Origin of the sequence: Salipiger pallidus (genome assembly GCF_014643635.1) — a bacterium.
Classification (GTDB): Bacteria; Pseudomonadota; Alphaproteobacteria; order Rhodobacterales; family Rhodobacteraceae; genus Salipiger; species Salipiger pallidus.
The window spans coordinates 106,214-122,486 of the sequence record NZ_BMJV01000002.1 but is presented as its reverse complement, the minus strand read 5'-3'; the positions used below and the strand labels follow the sequence as shown (position 1 = coordinate 122,486).

Annotated in this window: 18 protein-coding genes and 1 pseudogene; 11 read left to right on the top strand and 8 right to left on the bottom strand. The window is 65.9% G+C overall.

The features are described 5' to 3' along the window. Positions 1 to 23: 23 nt before the first annotated feature. The 4 genes from uraH to smpB are packed head-to-tail and all read left to right on the top strand — an operon-like array spanning position 24 to position 2,898. Entirely contained in the window at positions 24 to 383 is a 360-nt protein-coding gene (uraH, locus tag IEX41_RS06250) for a hydroxyisourate hydrolase (RefSeq protein WP_188789384.1), read from the top strand. Between the two features lie 7 nt (positions 384 to 390). Further along, complete coding sequence (locus tag IEX41_RS06245; protein WP_188789383.1) at positions 391 to 1,056, top strand: response regulator; 666 nt, start codon at positions 391 to 393, stop codon at positions 1,054 to 1,056. Next, positions 1,053 to 2,390 (top strand): sensor histidine kinase, encoded by a 1,338-nt coding sequence (locus IEX41_RS06240; RefSeq protein WP_188789382.1) that lies wholly within the window; start codon positions 1,053 to 1,055, stop codon positions 2,388 to 2,390. The genes IEX41_RS06245 and IEX41_RS06240 overlap by 4 nt, the downstream gene beginning before the upstream one ends. Before the next feature lie 37 nt (positions 2,391 to 2,427). Continuing rightward, positions 2,428 to 2,898, top strand: coding sequence for an SsrA-binding protein SmpB (smpB, locus tag IEX41_RS06235; RefSeq protein ID WP_188789381.1), 471 nt, complete (start codon positions 2,428 to 2,430; stop codon positions 2,896 to 2,898). 30 nt (positions 2,899 to 2,928) lie between these two features. Here the strand turns inward: smpB and IEX41_RS06230 are convergent, their stop codons facing one another. The 5 genes from IEX41_RS06230 to IEX41_RS06210 form a co-directional block, all read right to left on the bottom strand. Continuing rightward, positions 2,929 to 3,171: a DUF982 domain-containing protein gene (locus IEX41_RS06230; RefSeq protein ID WP_188789380.1), complete on the bottom strand. Its 243-nt coding sequence runs from the start codon at positions 3,169 to 3,171 to the stop codon at positions 2,929 to 2,931. 216 nt (positions 3,172 to 3,387) lie between these two features. After that, the gene (locus IEX41_RS06225; RefSeq protein ID WP_188789379.1) at positions 3,388 to 3,555 is read right to left on the bottom strand and encodes a hypothetical protein; all 168 of its coding nucleotides are present in this window, start codon (positions 3,553 to 3,555) and stop codon (positions 3,388 to 3,390) included. A gap of 176 nt (positions 3,556 to 3,731) precedes the next feature. Then, the gene (locus IEX41_RS06220) at positions 3,732 to 3,953 is read right to left on the bottom strand and encodes a hypothetical protein (protein WP_188789378.1); all 222 of its coding nucleotides are present in this window, start codon (positions 3,951 to 3,953) and stop codon (positions 3,732 to 3,734) included. After that, positions 3,950 to 4,156: a cold-shock protein gene (locus IEX41_RS06215; protein WP_188789377.1), complete on the bottom strand. Its 207-nt coding sequence runs from the start codon at positions 4,154 to 4,156 to the stop codon at positions 3,950 to 3,952. The genes IEX41_RS06220 and IEX41_RS06215 overlap by 4 nt, the downstream gene beginning before the upstream one ends. Positions 4,157 to 4,408: 252 nt before the next feature. Continuing rightward, on the bottom strand, positions 4,409 to 6,022 hold the full coding sequence (locus IEX41_RS06210) for an OpgD/OpgG family glucan biosynthesis protein (protein WP_188789376.1): 1,614 nt from the start codon (positions 6,020 to 6,022) through the stop codon (positions 4,409 to 4,411). A 652-nt stretch (positions 6,023 to 6,674) separates the two neighbouring features. On the opposite strand from IEX41_RS06210, the gene IEX41_RS06205 reads away from it, so the two are divergent. After that, entirely contained in the window at positions 6,675 to 8,045 is a 1,371-nt protein-coding gene (locus IEX41_RS06205) for a hypothetical protein (protein WP_188789375.1), read from the top strand. A gap of 71 nt (positions 8,046 to 8,116) precedes the next feature. On the opposite strand, the gene IEX41_RS06200 is transcribed toward IEX41_RS06205, so the two are convergent. Further along, positions 8,117 to 8,551 carry a Fur family transcriptional regulator gene (locus IEX41_RS06200; protein ID WP_188789374.1) on the bottom strand — a complete coding sequence of 145 codons (435 nt, stop codon included), beginning with the start codon at positions 8,549 to 8,551 and terminating at the stop codon, positions 8,117 to 8,119. A 112-nt stretch (positions 8,552 to 8,663) separates the two neighbouring features. Here IEX41_RS06200 and IEX41_RS06195 point away from each other — a divergent pair, with 112 nt between their 5' ends. The 4 genes and pseudogenes from IEX41_RS06195 to IEX41_RS06180 all read left to right on the top strand — a co-directional run bounded on the left by IEX41_RS06195 (position 8,664) and on the right by IEX41_RS06180 (position 12,329). Then, positions 8,664 to 9,554, top strand: a complete 891-nt coding sequence (locus IEX41_RS06195) for a metal ABC transporter substrate-binding protein (protein ID WP_188789373.1) — start codon at positions 8,664 to 8,666, stop codon at positions 9,552 to 9,554. Then, positions 9,551 to 10,384 (top strand): annotated as a pseudogene (locus IEX41_RS06190) (manganese/iron ABC transporter ATP-binding protein); the annotation flags it as partial. The gene IEX41_RS06195 and the pseudogene IEX41_RS06190, both read left to right, overlap by 4 nt. A gap of 281 nt (positions 10,385 to 10,665) precedes the next feature. Continuing rightward, on the top strand, positions 10,666 to 11,517 hold the full coding sequence (locus tag IEX41_RS06185) for a metal ABC transporter permease (protein WP_188789372.1): 852 nt from the start codon (positions 10,666 to 10,668) through the stop codon (positions 11,515 to 11,517). Next, on the top strand, positions 11,514 to 12,329 hold the full coding sequence (locus IEX41_RS06180) for a metal ABC transporter permease (protein WP_188789371.1): 816 nt from the start codon (positions 11,514 to 11,516) through the stop codon (positions 12,327 to 12,329). Before IEX41_RS06185 ends, IEX41_RS06180 begins: the two co-directional genes overlap by 4 nt. Positions 12,330 to 12,353: 24 nt before the next feature. On the opposite strand, the gene rocF is transcribed toward IEX41_RS06180, so the two are convergent. Beyond that, positions 12,354 to 13,283 carry an arginase gene (rocF, locus tag IEX41_RS06175; RefSeq protein WP_188789370.1) on the bottom strand — a complete coding sequence of 310 codons (930 nt, stop codon included), beginning with the start codon at positions 13,281 to 13,283 and terminating at the stop codon, positions 12,354 to 12,356. Between the two features lie 206 nt (positions 13,284 to 13,489). Between rocF and sseA the strand changes: the two genes are divergently transcribed. Further along, the gene (gene sseA, locus IEX41_RS06170; RefSeq protein ID WP_188789369.1) at positions 13,490 to 14,344 is read left to right on the top strand and encodes a 3-mercaptopyruvate sulfurtransferase; all 855 of its coding nucleotides are present in this window, start codon (positions 13,490 to 13,492) and stop codon (positions 14,342 to 14,344) included. After that, the gene (locus tag IEX41_RS06165) at positions 14,344 to 15,528 is read left to right on the top strand and encodes an amino acid aminotransferase (protein ID WP_188789368.1); all 1,185 of its coding nucleotides are present in this window, start codon (positions 14,344 to 14,346) and stop codon (positions 15,526 to 15,528) included. Before sseA ends, IEX41_RS06165 begins: the two co-directional genes overlap by 1 nt. 136 nt (positions 15,529 to 15,664) lie before the next feature. On the opposite strand, the gene IEX41_RS06160 is transcribed toward IEX41_RS06165, so the two are convergent. After that, a complete protein-coding gene (locus tag IEX41_RS06160; RefSeq protein WP_188789367.1) occupies positions 15,665 to 16,009 on the bottom strand; it encodes an antibiotic biosynthesis monooxygenase family protein in 345 nt (114 codons plus the stop codon). Positions 16,010 to 16,273 lie beyond the last annotated feature (264 nt).

The window sequence follows — 16,273 nt, the reverse complement described above, 5'->3', positions numbered from 1 at the left end:
TGCCGCGAAAAGGAGCAAGAGAAATGGCCGAAGGCTACCTGACCACCCATGTGCTCGACACCGCCAAGGGGGTGCCCGCCAAAGGGGTGAAGATCGCGCTCTATGCCATCGACGGCGACACGCGCGAGAAGATCGCCGAGACCGTCACCAACGACGATGGCCGCACCGACAGCCCGATCCTGCCCACCGCCGGTTTCGCCACCGGCACCTATGAGCTGGTGTTCTTCGCCGGGGATTACCTGCGCGATACAGGGCAATCGGGGGACGATCCGCTGTTCCTGGACCAGATCCCGCTGCGCTTCGGCATGGCCGACCCCGAGGCGCATTACCACGTGCCGTTGCTGCTGTCGGCCTACGGCTATTCCACCTACCGGGGCAGCTGAGGCCGTCATGCGGGTGCTGATCGTCGAGGATGACGAGGTGCTGTCGGACGGGCTGACCGTCGGACTGCGGCTGCAGGGCTTTTCGCCCGAGGCGGTCGCCACCTGCGCCGATGCGGGTCACGCGCTCGGGGCGGACCGCTTCGAGGCGATGGTGCTCGACCTCATGCTGCCCGACGGATCGGGGCTCGATCTGCTGCGCGACCTGCGAGACCGGGGCAGCGATCTGCCGGTGCTGATGCTCACCGCCCGCGACGGGCTGGGTGACAGGGTGGCGGGGCTGGACGCTGGGGCGGACGACTACCTTGGCAAACCCTTCGAGCTGCCCGAACTGTCCGCCCGCCTGCGCGCCCTGCTGCGCCGGGCGCAGGGCCGGGCCGTCAGTGACATGGCCTGGAACGGGCTGAGGGTTGATCCGGCGCGCATGACCGGGCAGCTGGAGGGGCGCGAGATCGCCTTCTCCCGCCGCGAATTCGGTGTGCTGGCCGCGCTGATGGAACGCCCCGGCGCGATCCTTGGCAAGCAGGCGCTGGAGGAACGGCTTTACGGCTGGCAGGAGGACGTGGGCAGCAACACTGTCGAGGTCCACATCCACCACCTGCGCGCCAAGCTGGGCAGCGCCTTCATCCAGACCGTGCGCGGCGCGGGCTACCGGCTGGCCCCGGAGGCAACATGAACTCGATCCGTGGCCGCCTTCTGCTGATTTTGCTGACCGCCACGGGACTTGTCTGGCTCACGGCGGTGCTGTGGATCCAGCACGCCACCCGGGCCGAGGTGATCCACGTGCTCGACCGCAGGCTCGAGGAGTCGGCGCGCATGGTCGCGTCACTCATGGGCTCGGGCGGGCTCGCACCGGACGACCCTCTCGATGTACCGCTGGGCAGCACGCATCCGATGGAAAAGCGCCACCAGCTGTCCTGCCAGGTCTGGGGTCTCGACGGGCGGTTCATCAGCGGGTCTGCCGCCGCGCCCGAAGGCAGCCTGTCCGACGGCACAGCCGGCTTCAGCGAGAACGAGGTCGGAGGCGAGCGCTGGCGCGTCTTCACCCATATCGACGAAGAGTCGGGGGTGCGGGTCATGGTCGGCGACGCGCAGGCCATGCGTGATCACCTCGTGCGCGGCGTGACGTTGGCTTTGTTGGTGCCCGCGCTGCTGTTGTTGCCGCTGCTGGGCGGTCTGATCTGGTGGACCGTGGGCCGCGGGCTGCGCCCACTCGACCGGCTGGGCGAGGCACTGCACGCCCGGCCCGCCGACGACCTCAGCCCGATCCGCGCCCCCGACATGCCGCGCGAGCTGGCCCCCATGGTCGGCGCGCTCAACGCCCTGCTGCGCCGTGTCGGCCTTGCGCGCGAACATGAACGCAGCTTCACCGCCTTCGCGGCGCATGAGCTCAAGACGCCTCTGGCAGGGCTGAAGACGCAGGCCGAGATCGCCTCGCTCGCGCCCGACGCGCCGACACGCCAGCATGCACTCGACCAGATTGCCCGCGGGGTGCAGCGGACCGACCGCATGGTGAAACAGCTGCTCGAGATGACATCCGTGGAAACCGCCCCCTCCGCCAGCGACGCCCCCCGAGACGGCGCGCTGCTGCTGTCCGAGGTGGTGGCCGACCTTGCCGCGCTGGCCGGGCCGCGTGGCGTCAGCGTCCGAATGCAGGCACAGGAGGGGCTCTGGCAGACCCAAAGCCCGACCCTGCTGCGCGCGGCCCTGCGCAACCTCGTGGAAAACGCCATACAGGTGTCCCCCGCCGGGGCAAGCGTGGACGTGTCGCTGCATAAGGACGGCGAACAGGTACGCTATCGCGTCGCGGATCGTGGCCCCGGCATCCTGCCGCAGGACCGTGCCCACGTCACCCAGCGCTTCTACCGCAGCACCGCCAGCACCGGCGACGGCAGCGGGCTGGGCCTGTCCATCGTCGCGGTGGCCATGGAACGCATGGGCGGTACGCTGGTGCTGTCGCCCCAAAACGGTGGCGGCGAATGCGCAGAACTGGTGCTGCCGTCTTCCTGATATGGACAGGCGGCCCCTGCCGCATTACATGCACGCAATGGCCAAACCGAAGACAGACCCGAACTACAAGGTGATCGCCGAAAACCGGCGTGCCCGTTTCGATTACGCGATCGAGGACGATCTCGAGTGCGGGATCATCCTCACGGGCTCGGAGGTGAAGTCGCTGCGCGAGAACACCTCGAACGTCGCCGAAAGCTATGCCGCGGTGGAAAATGGCGAGTTGTGGCTGGTGAACAGCTACATCGCGCCCTACGAGCGCGCCATGTTCGGTCACGAGGAACGCCGCCGCCGCAAGCTACTGGCCTCGAAGAAGGAGCTTGCCCGCCTGTGGAACGAGACCCAGCGCAAGGGCATGACCCTCGTGCCGCTGGTGCTGTACTTCAACCACAAGGGCATAGCGAAGCTGAAGATCGGCATCGCCAAGGGTAAGAAGAACCACGACAAGCGTGAAACCGAAGCCAAGCGCGACTGGAACCGCCAGAAGCAGCGGCTCCTCAAACAAAGCTGAGGCTCAGGCAAGGGTCACGTTGGGATAGGATCAGGCGGGCGCAAAACCCGCCTGACGCGCCGCGTGAATGAAGGCGCTGCGCGCATCTTCGACCGGGCTCATGCAATCCATCGCCGATTCGACCTGCGCAAGCGCGCGGTCCCTCATGCGACCTGACACCGGCCAGCGGCGACGCAGCCAGTAACGGGCCTTTTCGATCGTGCTGAAGCGTTCGATGTCATCACCCTCGGGCGTGACAAGGGCGATCGGTTCGCCCCAATGTATTTCCATCATTCTGATATCTTTCAATGTTCTGTCGATCCACGCCCCACGCATTGCAGGGCGGTCGCTCCGGCAGATGTGCCAGGCGTCCGGATCGTTCGGGCGGAGCCCCTGCCCCGGGCCCGAGATCAGTGCCACCCGCCGGTCTGGCGGGCGCTGTCGGTCACGCGGACCGACCGTTCGTGTGGCGGACCCGGATGGCCCACCCTTGGTGACGGGCGAAGGCCGTCAGTCGGTTTTGGGGTCCGGTGTCTTGAAATCGGCCTCGGTGGCCGGCTTCACCGGGTTCGTCGGGAACTTGCGATAGCCGAAGCCCTTGGCGCCGGATCGTTTCTTCGCCGGCTTGCTCAGGAAATCCTTGAGGTCCAGCTGCTTCTTGGGGGGCGAATAGCCCATGTCTGTCTCCTCGAGACAATTTCGGGGAACGGATACGGAACACGACAGGGCTCGGCCCGTCGCGGAGGGTCCTGCAGGCACGATGAAAGTGGCGCGCCCCGCAAGGGGCGGCACCGCTGTACGCGCTTGTCTGGATTTTAAGGTATCCTGTGCCCGGTACGGACGAGACTGGACGATTACGCCGTCTTGTCCCGTGCTTCGCGGGCGGCCTTCAGGCGTGCCATCTTCTCGGCGCGCTCCTCGGCTTCCTCCTCCAACACCTGCTTGGCGTTGGCGGACGTTTTTTCGAGCGTGGTCAGCGGCTTTGACGCCTTCTGGGTGGAGGAACCGCGGGGTGTCCCGCCGTTCCCCTCTTGCGCCGGAACACCGCTCAGGAGGTCTTCCAGCGACGGCTTCAAGCGAGGGCCAGGTTGCTGGCGGACTCGCGGCCATCACGGCCGGTCTCGATGTCGAAGGTCACAGCCTGGCCGTCTTCGATGCGGCTGAGGCCAGCGCGCTCAACAGCGGAGATGTGCAGGAAGATGTCCTTGCTGCCGCTTTCCGGTTGAATGAAGCCGAAGCCTTTGGTTGCGTTGAACCATTTCACGGTGCCATTGGCCATATCCGTGTCTCCTTAGTAAATGCTGCCCGCAAAATCGCGGCAGCCCGGCGAAAGTCGATCAAAGCCGATCAACCGAAACCGGGTAAGCGGTAGCAGCATTTCGAAAGAGAAGAACGTTAGCCCCCTCTCTATGAAGCAGTCCGCGAAGTTTTGCAATGATTCTCCGCTGGGTGGTGCGGAAAAGACCTCGCGCCCCTTTTGGTCGAAGACGCGCGGGGGCCGCAGTGGCATGTCGGCGGCCCCCGCGGACACTCAGGCTTTTGACGACAGAAGGCTGCGCAGCTGGCTGGGGAAGAGCTGCATCAGCCACGTTTCGGTCCCCGCGCGGCCATCCACGTCCACGTACATGCGCAGGTCGATGGGATCATCGTCGTCCTCTGGAATCTCCGAGAAGTCGAGATCGAAGATCGCGCGCCAGTAATCCTCGCCCACCACCGGATAGGCGGTCTCGCCCGAGATCTCGCCGCGCGAGGTGGTGACCACCGGGGTGATACCGTCGTCACGGCCAAGCCCGGCAAAACCCATGTCGTCGAAATCGCAGACGATCTTGACCACGCCTTCGGGGCGCGGCTGGCCGGGAACGCCGCCTGCCCCCATCCGTGTGGAGATGAAGCGCGCCGCATTGGGCGGCACCGGTGCGTCCTCGAACCAGGTCAGGCGGTAGCCGAAGTGATGCTCGGCCCCCCGTTCGGCACCCGCGTCGGGAGTCCACATGGCGACGATGTTGTCGTGGATCTCATCATCGGTACGCAGCTCGATCAGCGTCACCGCGCCATCGCCCCAATCGTAGCTGGGCTCGATCCAGGCCGAGGCGCGTTTTTCGTAGAACACGCCGTCGTCCTGATATTCGTCGAACGCGCGCTCGCGCTGCATGAGGCCGAAGCCTTTCACACCGGGCGCGACAAAGCTGTTGGCGGTGGTGCGCGGCGGGTTGTTGAGCGGGCGCCAGATACGCTCGCCGCTGGCCATGTGGATTTCCAGCCCGTCGCTGTCATGCACCTCGGGCCGCCAGTCTGCGGCCACGTGGGCATTGGGCTTGCCGTACCAGTACATCGACGTCAGCGGCGCGAGGCCAAGCCGCTCGACCCCGCTGCGCAGGAAGACATGTGCCTCCACGTCCTGAAGCACGCCGCGCTCCTCGCGCAGGGACGAGATCTTGTAGGCCCCCGTGGCGCTGGGGCTTTCCAACAGCGCATAGGCGGTTAGCTCGCCCGTGCCATGCTCATCGAGCCAGAAGCGGGTGAAGCGCGGGAATTCCTCGGGACCGTCCGGGATCGCGGTATCAAGTGCAAGGCCCCGGACCGACAGGCCGAACTGCCCCGAATAGCCCGAGGTACGCCAGTACGACGCCCCGAGGAAGGCCATCCAGTCGTTGCCGCCCGGTTCGTCCTGCACCCGGAAGCCCGCGAAGCCTTCGGTCTGGGTCAGACGGCGGGCCGGGTTGTCGTCGGGGATGTCGAACAGCTCGGTCGAAAACGGCACCTCGCGGGCGATGCCATCATCCAGCGCGTAGATGTGGACCGGCTCCCGGAAATAGCGGCCCGGGAAGAAGAACTGCACCGGCGAGCGGTTCTCGTCGTTCCACAGCGTCTGGTCAGCACGGTAGCGGATCTGGTTGTGGTAGTCGTAATCCACCTGTTCGAGGATGTCCGCGTCGGCCACCTCCATGGGGAAGTACTCTCCCTCTGCCAAGGCCTTGGCCAGATCCTGAAGCCCTTCGAAGGAAAACTCGCGACCGGGGCCGAGGGCCATGCCCTCTTCGCTCATCTGCTGTTGGGCCCGCGCCACCTCGGGCAGCAGGAAGAACGCCCCGGCACCAAGGCCGGAGGCAAGCATCTGTCGTCGGTTCAATATCGAACGGGTCATCGGCACCACTCTGGCTACATGCATACTTTGGTCTGCATTTGGGTGCCGCCGGGGAAAGGACAAATTCCGATCCCGAGACGTGGCAGTTTCCCGCGCAAGGAACGTGGCGCGACCAGAGCATGAAGCCGCCTCGGCGCATCGCTCACTGCCCCGGCAGCGGACGATACCCCGTTCAGATCCGCCCTCGGCCAGTCATGCGCGGCCCGGTCCCGCGATATGCTGAGGCCGGCCCCGGACGATCCGGGCAATGCGGCGGAAAGCCGCCAGATACCCCTTTGCGGTGAGCCTGTCAGGGTGAATTTTCCAATTTGAAGCAAAGCATCGGCTCAATTCTGACGCAGTCCCGGTGGATTGTGCGGTTAGCGCAGCCTTATGGATGAAAGGTCCCGGCATTGTACGTGTTTGTTCAACGGCCCCGGTTCGCCAGTATGTCGGCAACTGACGGGATTGCAGCCTCCTGCCGCCCCCCATGCGAAACCATGCAAAACGCGGCGCGGTGCGTTCTGAGCAGGCGTTTTGGCAACCTGTTCGCTAGAAACATCGGAACATCCGCATGAGCCAGTCTGGTTCGACCATACACCGCGCCTCCCTGTCCGGTCGGTCACGGTTGTCACGGGCCCTTTGCTTGCGCCCCGTTGGGTTCGCAGCCCTCATGCTGATCTGCCTCGTCGCAATCCTGATTGCCTCTGCGGGGAACTTGTCGGACCCAATGGTTCGCTACGACGATTTTCCTGCGCTGTTCGCCGAACCAGAAGGGTTCTGGGGCAAGACCCTCTCGGAAGGACGCTGGCTGAACTATGCGTGGCACCTGCGAGGCATCGTCACCCCCTCGTGGCTGAACTTCGCCGCCTTCCAGGCATGCTGGGCGGTGCTATGCGCAGCCACCGCGGCTCTTGCATTTCCGGGAACGGATCGACGCTGGTTCGCGGGCGTCGCCGCCCTCACGATGCTGGTGTCACCTCCGACCATGCTGATCGCACCGTGGTTCAACACGCTGATGCCGGGGCTGGCCGTGGTGACGCTCTACGCGGTGCTGGCGCTCTACCTGCCGCAGCGCAGCATATGGCTGCTGCTGCCGCCCTTTACGGTCGCGGGGCTGATGGCCTACACCACGCTTCCGATCATTCTTCTGATCACCTGTATCCTCGCAACCCCGAAGCGCAGCCTGCTCAACCTTGCCGGGCTTGCGGGCCTGTTCGTCGCGAGCATCGGACTGTCACTGCTTTGCATCTATGCCCTGAACTGGCAGGCACATGGCGTTTTCGGGGTGGTGGCCGACATGTCGCGCGCGCCCGAGCCGGCACGTGGTCTGGCCGGCCTGCTGGCCAATCTCGACCGGGCTGGCCAGACATTCTCGTCGTTCCTGCTGCGCACCAGTTACGAATTCCGTCCCCTGGTGTGGTTCCACGTTGCGATGCTGGGCGGGTCTATCATCGTGATGGCCCGGCATGGCCGCGACAGCCGCCTCGAGATGCTCTACCTCGTGACCGCTCTTGCCATCGGCCTTGCACTCGGAGTGGCGCCGTCCCTGAAATACGGCATCTACATCGCCGCTCGGGCCTTCATCTTCGCGTGGCTGATCTACGCGATCCTCATTGTGCGGGCGGCCGAGATCCTGTCCACGACACCCACGCTTGCAGGCCGACTGGCCCGCAATGCCGTCCTTCTCATCACGCTCAGCTATCTCGTGCAGCTGGGTTTCCAGTGGAGCCTTTTTCGCGGCTGGCAGGCAGAAACCCGTGCAATCGCGCAACAGATCGGTGCCGGGCCAGAGCCTGTCTTCGTGATCGGCGATATCATGACCTACCCCGGGGCAGAGGGCGCGGGCATTCAGCACCCGCTGGGGCTGTCAGGACGGCTGCGGCAACTTACAGGCAGGCCGGTTGTATTGTGCGACATCGCCCCCCAAGCCTGCGAGGCGGAGGGTCTTGGTAACGTCCCGCAACCACGGCCCGGCGCCATGCAGGTCGTTCAACATGGCCGCCATCCGGTTGTGCTGATCCCGCTCACCCCAACGCAGTAACCTGAAGGAGAGCTGCGTGGAGCGCGCAGTTCCGTCCGGCCTGTGCCCCGCCCATCCGGTCCTCGGCGCGATCATCCCCCCGAGGGCTTGCGGCGCACATAAAGTTCCAGCCGGTGGCGCACGATCTCGTAGCCCATGGCAGCGGCGATCTCGGCCTGAAGCGCTTCGATCCGTTCGCTGCGGAACTCCACCACCTCGCCGGTTTCGACGTCGATCATGTGGTCGTGGTGGTCGGTCTCGGTGTGTTCGAACCGGGCCGCCTCACCCTCAAACTGCAGGCGCTGGATGACGCCTTGCGCCTCGAGCTCGGTAAGGGTGCGATAGACCGTGGACAGCGAAATGCCCGGCATTTTCTCGACCGCGCGGCGGTGCAGTTCGACCGCGTCAGGATGATCCTCTGCCCCGGCCACGACCTCGAGCAGCGCCTTACGCTGCCGCGTGATCCGCACGCCCGCGGTGCGCAGGGCCTGGGTCAGTTCCTCTGTTCGCTGATCGATCGCCGCCATGCCGTTTTCTTGCGCGAAACCCCCGCCCACGCAAGCCCTTTCCTGCAAATCATTCGCAACTGGCTTGACTGTTGCAAATCATTCCTACATGCATCTGGTGACTGGAGGACTTATGCACACACGTCGTACGATCCTTGCCGCGCTGCTTGCAGCGGGCGTTTTCGCCGGACCTGCCGCCGCGCAGGACCGCATCAAGGTTGCCACGACCTTCACGGTGATCGCCGACATGGCGCGCAACGTGGCCGGCGACGCGGCAGAGGTGGTGTCGATCACCCGTCCCGGAGCCGAGATCCACGGCTACCAGCCCACCCCCCGCGATCTCGTCGGCGCGATGGATGCGGACCTCGTGCTGTGGAACGGGCTGAACCTCGAACGCTGGTTCGAACAGTTCTTCGGCAACCTCGAAGGTGTGCCCTCGGCGGTGGTGTCAGACGGTGTCGAGCCGATCTCGATCTCGGGGGGCGAGTATGACGGCAGGCCCAACCCCCACGCTTGGATGGCGCTGTCCTCAGCCGAAATCTACGTGGACAACATCCGCGATGCGCTGACCGAGGTCGATCCGGACAATGCCGAGACCTATGCCGCCAACGCCGAACGCTACAAGACCGAGATCGCGGACACCATTGGCCCGCTGCGCGACGCGGCGCTGGCCCTGCCCGACGATCGCCGCTGGCTGGTGACATCGGAGGGCGCGTTTTCCTACCTTGCCCGCGATTTCGGCCTGACCGAGCTGTATCTCTGGCCGATCAACGCCGACGCGCAGGGCACCCCATCCCAGGTGCGGGCGGTGATCGACGGGGTGCGGGACAACGACATCCCGGCGGTGTTCTCGGAATCCACTGTGTCTGACCGCCCGGCGAAACAGGTCGCGCGGGAAACCGGCGCGGCCTATGGCGGGGTGCTTTACGTCGACTCCCTGTCCGAAGAGGGCGGGCCGGTGCCCACCTATCTCGACCTGCTGCGGGTGACGTCGGAAACCATCGTAAAAGGTCTGTCGCAATGACCCCCGGCATCCGCGCAGAAGGAGTTACCGTCACCTACCGCAACGGTCACACCGCCCTGCGCGATGCCAGCTTTGCCATCCCCACCGGAACCATCACCGCCCTCGTGGGGGTGAACGGCGCCGGCAAGTCAACGCTGTTCAAGGCGCTCATGGGCTTCGTGCCGGTGTCGAAGGGCACGGTCGAGATCCTCGGACGCCCGGTTGCCGAGATGATGAAACAGCAGGCGCTGGCTTATGTCCCGCAGGCCGAAGAGGTGGACTGGTCCTTCCCGGTGCTTGTCGAAGACGTGGTGATGATGGGGCGCTATGGCCACATGGGCCTCTTCCGCCGCCCCCGCGCCGCCGACCGCGAGGCCGTGGCCAGCGCGCTGGCGCGGGTCAACATGACCGAGTTCCGCCACCGCCAGATCGGTGAGCTTTCGGGCGGCCAGAAAAAGCGCGTCTTCCTTGCCCGCGCGCTGGCGCAGGACGCAAAGGTGATCCTGCTCGACGAACCCTTCACCGGCGTCGACGTGAAGACCGAAGAGCAGATCATCGCCCTTCTGCGCGCCCTGCGGGATGAAGGTCGGGTGATGCTGGTCGCCACGCACAATCTTGGCTCCGTGCCGGAATTCTGCGACCGGGTGGTGCTGGTCAAGGGCACGGTGCTGGCCCACGGCCCGACCCCCGATGTGTTCACTGCGGACAACCTGCGCGAAGCCTTCGGCGGTGTGCTGCGCCACTTCATGCTGGGCGGTGAGCGCCTCCACGACGACGAGGATCCCCGCCAGCTGGGGATCTATACGGACGACGAGCGCCCGCTGGTGGTCTACGACGACCGGGTGCGCACGGTGGCGCCGCGAGGCCGGGCCGCAAAGATCGATGAAACCGGCGCGCCGCCCGCCAAGGCACCGCCTCATGCAACTGCAGGCTCGGCGACGAGCTCCGACCCGACCGATGGCCTTGCGGCCCGACCGGACGGTGCAGCCGAGCCTTCCGGTACCGGCGACATGACCGACCCCACCCCCTCGACAACCGACCGGCCCGTCTCTCCGACCGGTGCGCGGCCGGTTTCTGATGACCCCGACCGACGGCCCTCCTCCGCCGACCAGACCGACCAGAAAACTCGGCAATGATCCTGTTTGAGCCCTTCGCCTACGGCTACATGACCAACGCCATCTGGGTCTCGGCCCTCGTGGGCGGGGTCTGCGCCTTCCTGTCGGCCTATCTCGTGCTCAAGGGCTGGTCCCTGATCGGCGACGCGCTGTCGCATTCGGTGGTGCCGGGGGTGGCGGGGGCCTACATGCTTGGCCTGCCCTTCGCACTCGGCGCATTCCTCTCGGGGGGCCTCGCGGCGCTGGCGATGCTGTTCCTGCGCAGCCGCTCGGGGCTGAAGGAGGACGTGGTGATCGGCCTCATCTTCTCGGCCTTCTTCGGGCTGGGGCTGTTCATGGTCTCGCTCAACCCCATGGCGGTGTCGATCCAGACCATCACCATGGGCAACATCCTTGCCATCTCTCCAGGGGACACGATGCAGCTGGTGATCATCGGCGGCGTGTCCACCGCCCTCTTGCTGGCGAAATGGCGCGACCTGCTGGCGGTCTTCTTCGACGAGGCGCATGCGCGCTCCATCGGGCTGCCGGTGACGCGTCTCAAGCTGCTGTTCTTCACGCTGCTGTCGGCCTCGACCGTGGCGGCCATGCAGACCGTGGGGGCGTTCCTCGTCATCGCGCTGGTGGTGACGCCGGGGGCGACGGCCTACCTGCTCACCGACCGCTTCGGTCGGATGCTGGCACTGTCGGTGGCCATCGGCACCCTCAGCTGCGCAGTGGGGGCGTACCTCAGCTACTTTCTCGACGGGGCGACGGGCGGCATCATCGTCTGCCTGCAGACCCTGCTGTTCCTTGCCGCCTTCGTCTTCGCCCCGACCCATGGCACGCTTGCCGCCCGCCGCCGGGCCCGCGAAGCGCTGGAGGATGCATGACCGACCTGCTCATCCCCTTCCAGTTCCCGTTCATGCAGAACGGCTTTCTCATCGTCACCCTGATCGCCCCCGCCGCCGCGCTGCTGAGCTGTTTTCTGGTGCTCAAGGGCTGGGCGCTGCTGGGGGATGCCACCTCGCACGCGGTGCTGCCGGGGGTGGTGTTGGCCTACATGGCGGGCATTCCGCTGCTGATTGGCGCATTTCTTGCGGGACTGGTCTGCGCCCTCGCCACCGGCGTCATCGGAGACAATTCACGGGTCAAGCGCGACACCGTCATGGGGGTCGTGTTCTCGGGGATGTTCGGGGTTGGGATCGTGCTTTACACCCAGATCGACAGCGCGCTGCACCTTGACCACATCCTGTTCGGCGACATGCTGGGCGTGCAATCCGCCGACCTCTGGACTGCGGGGGCCATCTCTGGCGCGGTGACGCTGGGGCTGATGGCCTTCTGGCGCGACATCCTCGCCCATGCGTTCGACCCGGTGCAGGCGCGGATGATCGGGCTGCGGGTGGGGCTGATCCACTACGGGCTGCTGGTGGCGCTGTCGGCGACAGTGGTCGCGATGCTGTCCTCGGTGGGGATCATCCTCGCGGTGGCCTATCTCATTGCGCCGGGGGCCATCGCCTTCCTGCTGGTACGCAGCTTCGGCGCGATGCTGGTGGCTTCGGTGGTGGTGGCGCTCTTGGCGGGGCTGACGGGCACCTACGCGGCCTTCTGGCTTGACGCGGCGCCCGCCCCCACCATCGTTCTGGTATTGACGGGAATGTTCCTGCTGGCCCTTGCAGGCCGCCGCATCAGGCAGCCCGGCTGACCCGGCACCGGACGGACTTGCCTGTCAGAACGAGCTGCTGGTCATCCGGTCCATGACCCGCCGCCCGAACAGGCTCGCCGTCAGATCGCACAGCAGCTTGGCCGTCTTGCCCCGCTCGTCGAGGAAGGGGTTCAGCTCAACGAGATCGAGCGAAGTCACCAGATCGCTGTCGCAGAGCTCTTCCATGATGAGATGCGCCTCGCGGAAGGTGGCCCCGCCGGGGACGGTGGTGCCCACGGCGGGGGCGATGCCCGGCTCGAGAAAATCCACGTCGAAGGACAGGTGCAGCATGCCGCCCGCCGCCTTCACCCGCGCGAGGAAGGCGCGCAGAGGCGCCAGAACGCCGGTCTCGTCGATGGAACGCATGTCGTGCACCTCGATCCCGATGTCGCGGATGCGGGTGCGCTCGGCCGCATCCACGGACCTGATGCCCATCATGCAGACGTTTCGCGGGTCCACTGGCACGACAAGCGGCGGATAGGCATCAAAGCCCTCCTGCCCGGTGAAATAGGCCACGGGGGTGCCGTGAAGGTTGCCGCTTTGCGAAGTGTGCAGCGTGTGCAGGTCCGGGTGCGCGTCAAGCCAGAGCACGAAGAGCGGCTTGCCCGCCTCCTGCGCCCGGCGGGCCATTGCCGGAACCGTGCCCGCCGACAGCGAATGATCGCCACCCATGAAGATCGGCAGATCCGCCACCTGCCCCGCCTCATGCGCGCGCGCCCCCAGTGCCGCGATCCAGGCCGAGGTTTCTGCGAGGTGGTGCAGCGCCGGGTTGGCGTGCGGCATGGGCGCCTGAGGCGGGATGGTCACATCGCCAAGGTCAGTCACCTCCCAGCCGAGCGAGGCAAGCTCTTCGTCCAGCCCGGCAGTGCGCAGGCTGGCAGGGCCCATGAGGCAGCCCCGTTGCGAGGCCCCGGTTTCGATCGGAGCGCCGAGAAGCGCGCAGGTGTCGGCCATCTGTGGTCATCCTTCGTGGTCGTGGGTCTTTCAAAGCCTAGCACGGCCATCGCGATTGTCAGGGTGGTGATTGCCGCTGCCCGGCCTGCCCCCGACCGGCGTTCAACCGGCGTTAGACGCCAGCCAATCGGCCCTCGCCCTTGTAAAGCGTTCCTGCGCGGCATAGGAAAAGGTCCGACCGATATCGCACGGGAGGACACCACAGGATGCAAGACGACCCCAAGACGCTGGTCTCGACAGACTGGTTGGCGCAGCACCTGAAGGATCCCGACCTGCGCATCCTCGATGCCAGCTGGCACATGCCCGGCTCGGGGCGCGACCCCAAGGCCGAGTACGAGGCCGCCCACATCCCCGGTGCCCGCTTCTTCGACATCGACGAAATCAGCGACCAGCGCTCGGAGCTGCCGCACATGGTGCCCCCGGTCGAGAAGTTCATGTCCCGCTGCCGCGCCATGGGCGTGGGTGACGGCCACCAGATCGTGGTCTACGACAGCACCGGTATCTTTTCCGCCGCGCGGGTGTGGTGGCTGTTCCGGCTCATGGGCCAGTTTGACATCGCCGTGCTGGATGGCGGGCTGCCCAAATGGCAGGCCGAGGGGCGCGAGACCGAAGACATGCCCCCGGTGATCCGCGACCGCCACATGACCGTGCGCCGCCAGAACCAGATGGTGCGGGACGTCACGCAAGTGTCCTCGGCCTCGAAGCTCAAAGACACGGAAATCATCGACGCCCGCGCCGCCGAGCGCTTTGCCGGCGCGGTCCCCGAACCGCGTCCCGGCCTCAGGGCAGGCCACATTCCGGGATCGCGCAACGTGCCCTTCGGCACGCTGCTGCAGGCGGATGGTACGATGAAGCCGGTGGACGAATTGCGCGCCACGTTCGGGGCCGCGGGCGTGGACCTGTCGCGCCCCGCGATCACCACATGCGGATCGGGCGTCACCGCCGCGATCCTCAACCTTGCCATGGAACGCTTGGGCAAGGCCGACCATTCCCTCTATGACGGATCCTGGACCGAGTGGGGGCAATTCCCCACCCTTCCCGTCGCGACCGGAGACAGCTGATGTTCGAGAACCTCAAGGAACAACCCGCCGACAAGATCCTGGAGCTGATGCAGCTCTACAAGGAGGATCCTCGGAGCGACAAGATCGACCTCGGCGTCGGCGTCTACAAGGATGCCAGCGGCAATACCCCCATCATGCGCGCTATCAAGGCCGCCGAGAAACAGCTGTGGGAGGACGAGACCACCAAGAGCTACACCGGCCTTGCGGGCGATCCCGGCTTTGCCGATGCCATGGTGAAGCTCGTTCTGGGCGATACGGTCCCGCGCGAGGCGGTGGCCGCGGCGGCAACGCCGGGCGGCACGGGCGCGGTGCGACAGGCGTTCGATCTGGCCAAGATGGCCAACCCCGATGTGCGCGTCTGGGTGTCCGACCCCACCTGGCCGAACCACCTGTCGATCCTCAAGCACATGGGGATCCCCTTCACCCCCTACCGCTATTTCGACAGTGAAACGCGCGGCGTCGATTTCGTCCACATGATCGCGGACCTCACCGCCGTCATGCCCGGTGACATCGTCCTGCTGCACGGCTGCTGCCACAACCCCACCGGCGCGAACCTGACGCAGGCGCAATGGAAGGCCGTGATCGAATTGCTTCTAGAGAAGGAAGCGGTGCCGATGATCGACATCGCCTACCAGGGCTTCGGCGACGGGCTGGACGCGGACGCCTTCGGCGTGCGCCTCGTGGCCGAGAAGATGCCCGAGGTGATCATCGCGGCGTCCTGCTCGAAGAATTTCGGCATCTACCGCGAGCGTACCGGCCTGCTGATGACCGTGTCCAAGAACACGTCGCGGACCAAGCTGAACCAGCAGTCTCTGGCCTATCTCAACCGCCAGAACTTCAGCTTCCCGCCGGATCACGGCGCGCGGCTGGTGACGATGGTGCTGAACGATGCCGAACTGCGCGCCGACTGGGCCGCCGAGCTGGAAGAGGTTCGTAACTCCATGCTGGGCCTGCGCGAGCAACTGGCCGGCGAGTTGCGCCAGCTTACCAACTCGGACAAGTTCGATTTCATCGCGCAGCACCGTGGCATGTTCTCGCGCCTTGGTGCCACGCCGGAGCAGGTGGCCCAGTTGCGCAAGGACCACGGCATCTACATGGTCGGAGATTCGCGGCTGAACATCGCCGGCCTGAACAAGACCAGCGTACCGGTCCTGGCCCAGGCGATTGCCAAGGTCGGGATCTGATCCCGGAAAGCGGGGCCGGTTTCAGGCCCCGCTTTCCGGACATCCAGCTGCGGTCCTGACGCGGCCAGTGTTGCGAGCTTGGCCGGGGCCTCGAGCCTTGAGAACGGCGCCCCCTGCGGGGCGCCGCTTTCGTTTCTCAGCCATGTTCGGCGAGGCTGTCCCCCGGCGCCTCGGCCCGGTCGGTCATACCGTAGTCGCGCAGAACCTGGCAGACTCTGAGCCGATAGTCCGCAAAGATCCCCTCGCGCCCGGCCCGCTGAGCCCCCCTGTGGGCCGAGAGTGTGCGCCAGCGCTCCACCGCCGCCTCGTCCTCGAAAAAGCTGATCGACAGGAGCTTTTCAGGGTTGGTCAGGCTCTGGAACCGCTCGACCGAAAGGAAACCTTCGACCTCGTGGACCATGGGGCGCATGGCGGCGGCGATGTCGAGATACTCGTCCTTGCACCCCTCTGCGGGGATGACTTCGAATATGATGGCAATCATGTGGGCTCCTCCTTTCTGGGGAGTTTGGTGGGGCCGGCGCGGCCTGCCAAGCGCCGGGTTCGTGTCAGCGCCGGGAGTCTTGCGTATTTTCAAAGAGAAGAAGATACGGTGCGCGCCCGGAATGGACGAAGCCGCAAGGGTGTTCGCCGCGTCAAGAGAAAGCCATGACCGGCAGGTCAGACCCGCCAAAACGGCGTCGCGGGCGGAGCTGGCTCGGCGGGGCAGTGCCACGATACAACCGGCAGCCTTGCAGGTGGGATGGGA

Excerpts from the sequence above, each read along its gene's own strand:
- uraH (WP_188789384.1), top strand. The coding sequence starts at position 24 with ATGGCCGAAGGCTACCTGACCACCCATGTGCTCGACACCGCCAAGGGG.
- IEX41_RS06245 (WP_188789383.1), top strand. The coding sequence starts at position 391 with ATGCGGGTGCTGATCGTCGAGGATGACGAGGTGCTGTCGGACGGGCTG.
- IEX41_RS06240 (WP_188789382.1), top strand. The coding sequence starts at position 1,053 with ATGAACTCGATCCGTGGCCGCCTTCTGCTGATTTTGCTGACCGCCACG.
- smpB (WP_188789381.1), top strand. The coding sequence starts at position 2,428 with ATGGCCAAACCGAAGACAGACCCGAACTACAAGGTGATCGCCGAAAAC.
- IEX41_RS06230 (WP_188789380.1), bottom strand. The coding sequence starts at position 3,171 with ATGATGGAAATACATTGGGGCGAACCGATCGCCCTTGTCACGCCCGAG.
- IEX41_RS06225 (WP_188789379.1), bottom strand. The coding sequence starts at position 3,555 with ATGGGCTATTCGCCCCCCAAGAAGCAGCTGGACCTCAAGGATTTCCTG.
- IEX41_RS06215 (WP_188789377.1), bottom strand. The coding sequence starts at position 4,156 with ATGGCCAATGGCACCGTGAAATGGTTCAACGCAACCAAAGGCTTCGGC.
- IEX41_RS06210 (WP_188789376.1), bottom strand. The coding sequence starts at position 6,022 with ATGACCCGTTCGATATTGAACCGACGACAGATGCTTGCCTCCGGCCTT.
- IEX41_RS06205 (WP_188789375.1), top strand. The coding sequence starts at position 6,675 with ATGCTGATCTGCCTCGTCGCAATCCTGATTGCCTCTGCGGGGAACTTG.
- IEX41_RS06200 (WP_188789374.1), bottom strand. The coding sequence starts at position 8,551 with ATGGCGGCGATCGATCAGCGAACAGAGGAACTGACCCAGGCCCTGCGC.
- IEX41_RS06195 (WP_188789373.1), top strand. The coding sequence starts at position 8,664 with ATGCACACACGTCGTACGATCCTTGCCGCGCTGCTTGCAGCGGGCGTT.
- IEX41_RS06185 (WP_188789372.1), top strand. The coding sequence starts at position 10,666 with ATGATCCTGTTTGAGCCCTTCGCCTACGGCTACATGACCAACGCCATC.
- IEX41_RS06180 (WP_188789371.1), top strand. The coding sequence starts at position 11,514 with ATGACCGACCTGCTCATCCCCTTCCAGTTCCCGTTCATGCAGAACGGC.
- rocF (WP_188789370.1), bottom strand. The coding sequence starts at position 13,283 with ATGGCCGACACCTGCGCGCTTCTCGGCGCTCCGATCGAAACCGGGGCC.
- sseA (WP_188789369.1), top strand. The coding sequence starts at position 13,490 with ATGCAAGACGACCCCAAGACGCTGGTCTCGACAGACTGGTTGGCGCAG.
- IEX41_RS06165 (WP_188789368.1), top strand. The coding sequence starts at position 14,344 with ATGTTCGAGAACCTCAAGGAACAACCCGCCGACAAGATCCTGGAGCTG.
- IEX41_RS06160 (WP_188789367.1), bottom strand. The coding sequence starts at position 16,009 with ATGATTGCCATCATATTCGAAGTCATCCCCGCAGAGGGGTGCAAGGAC.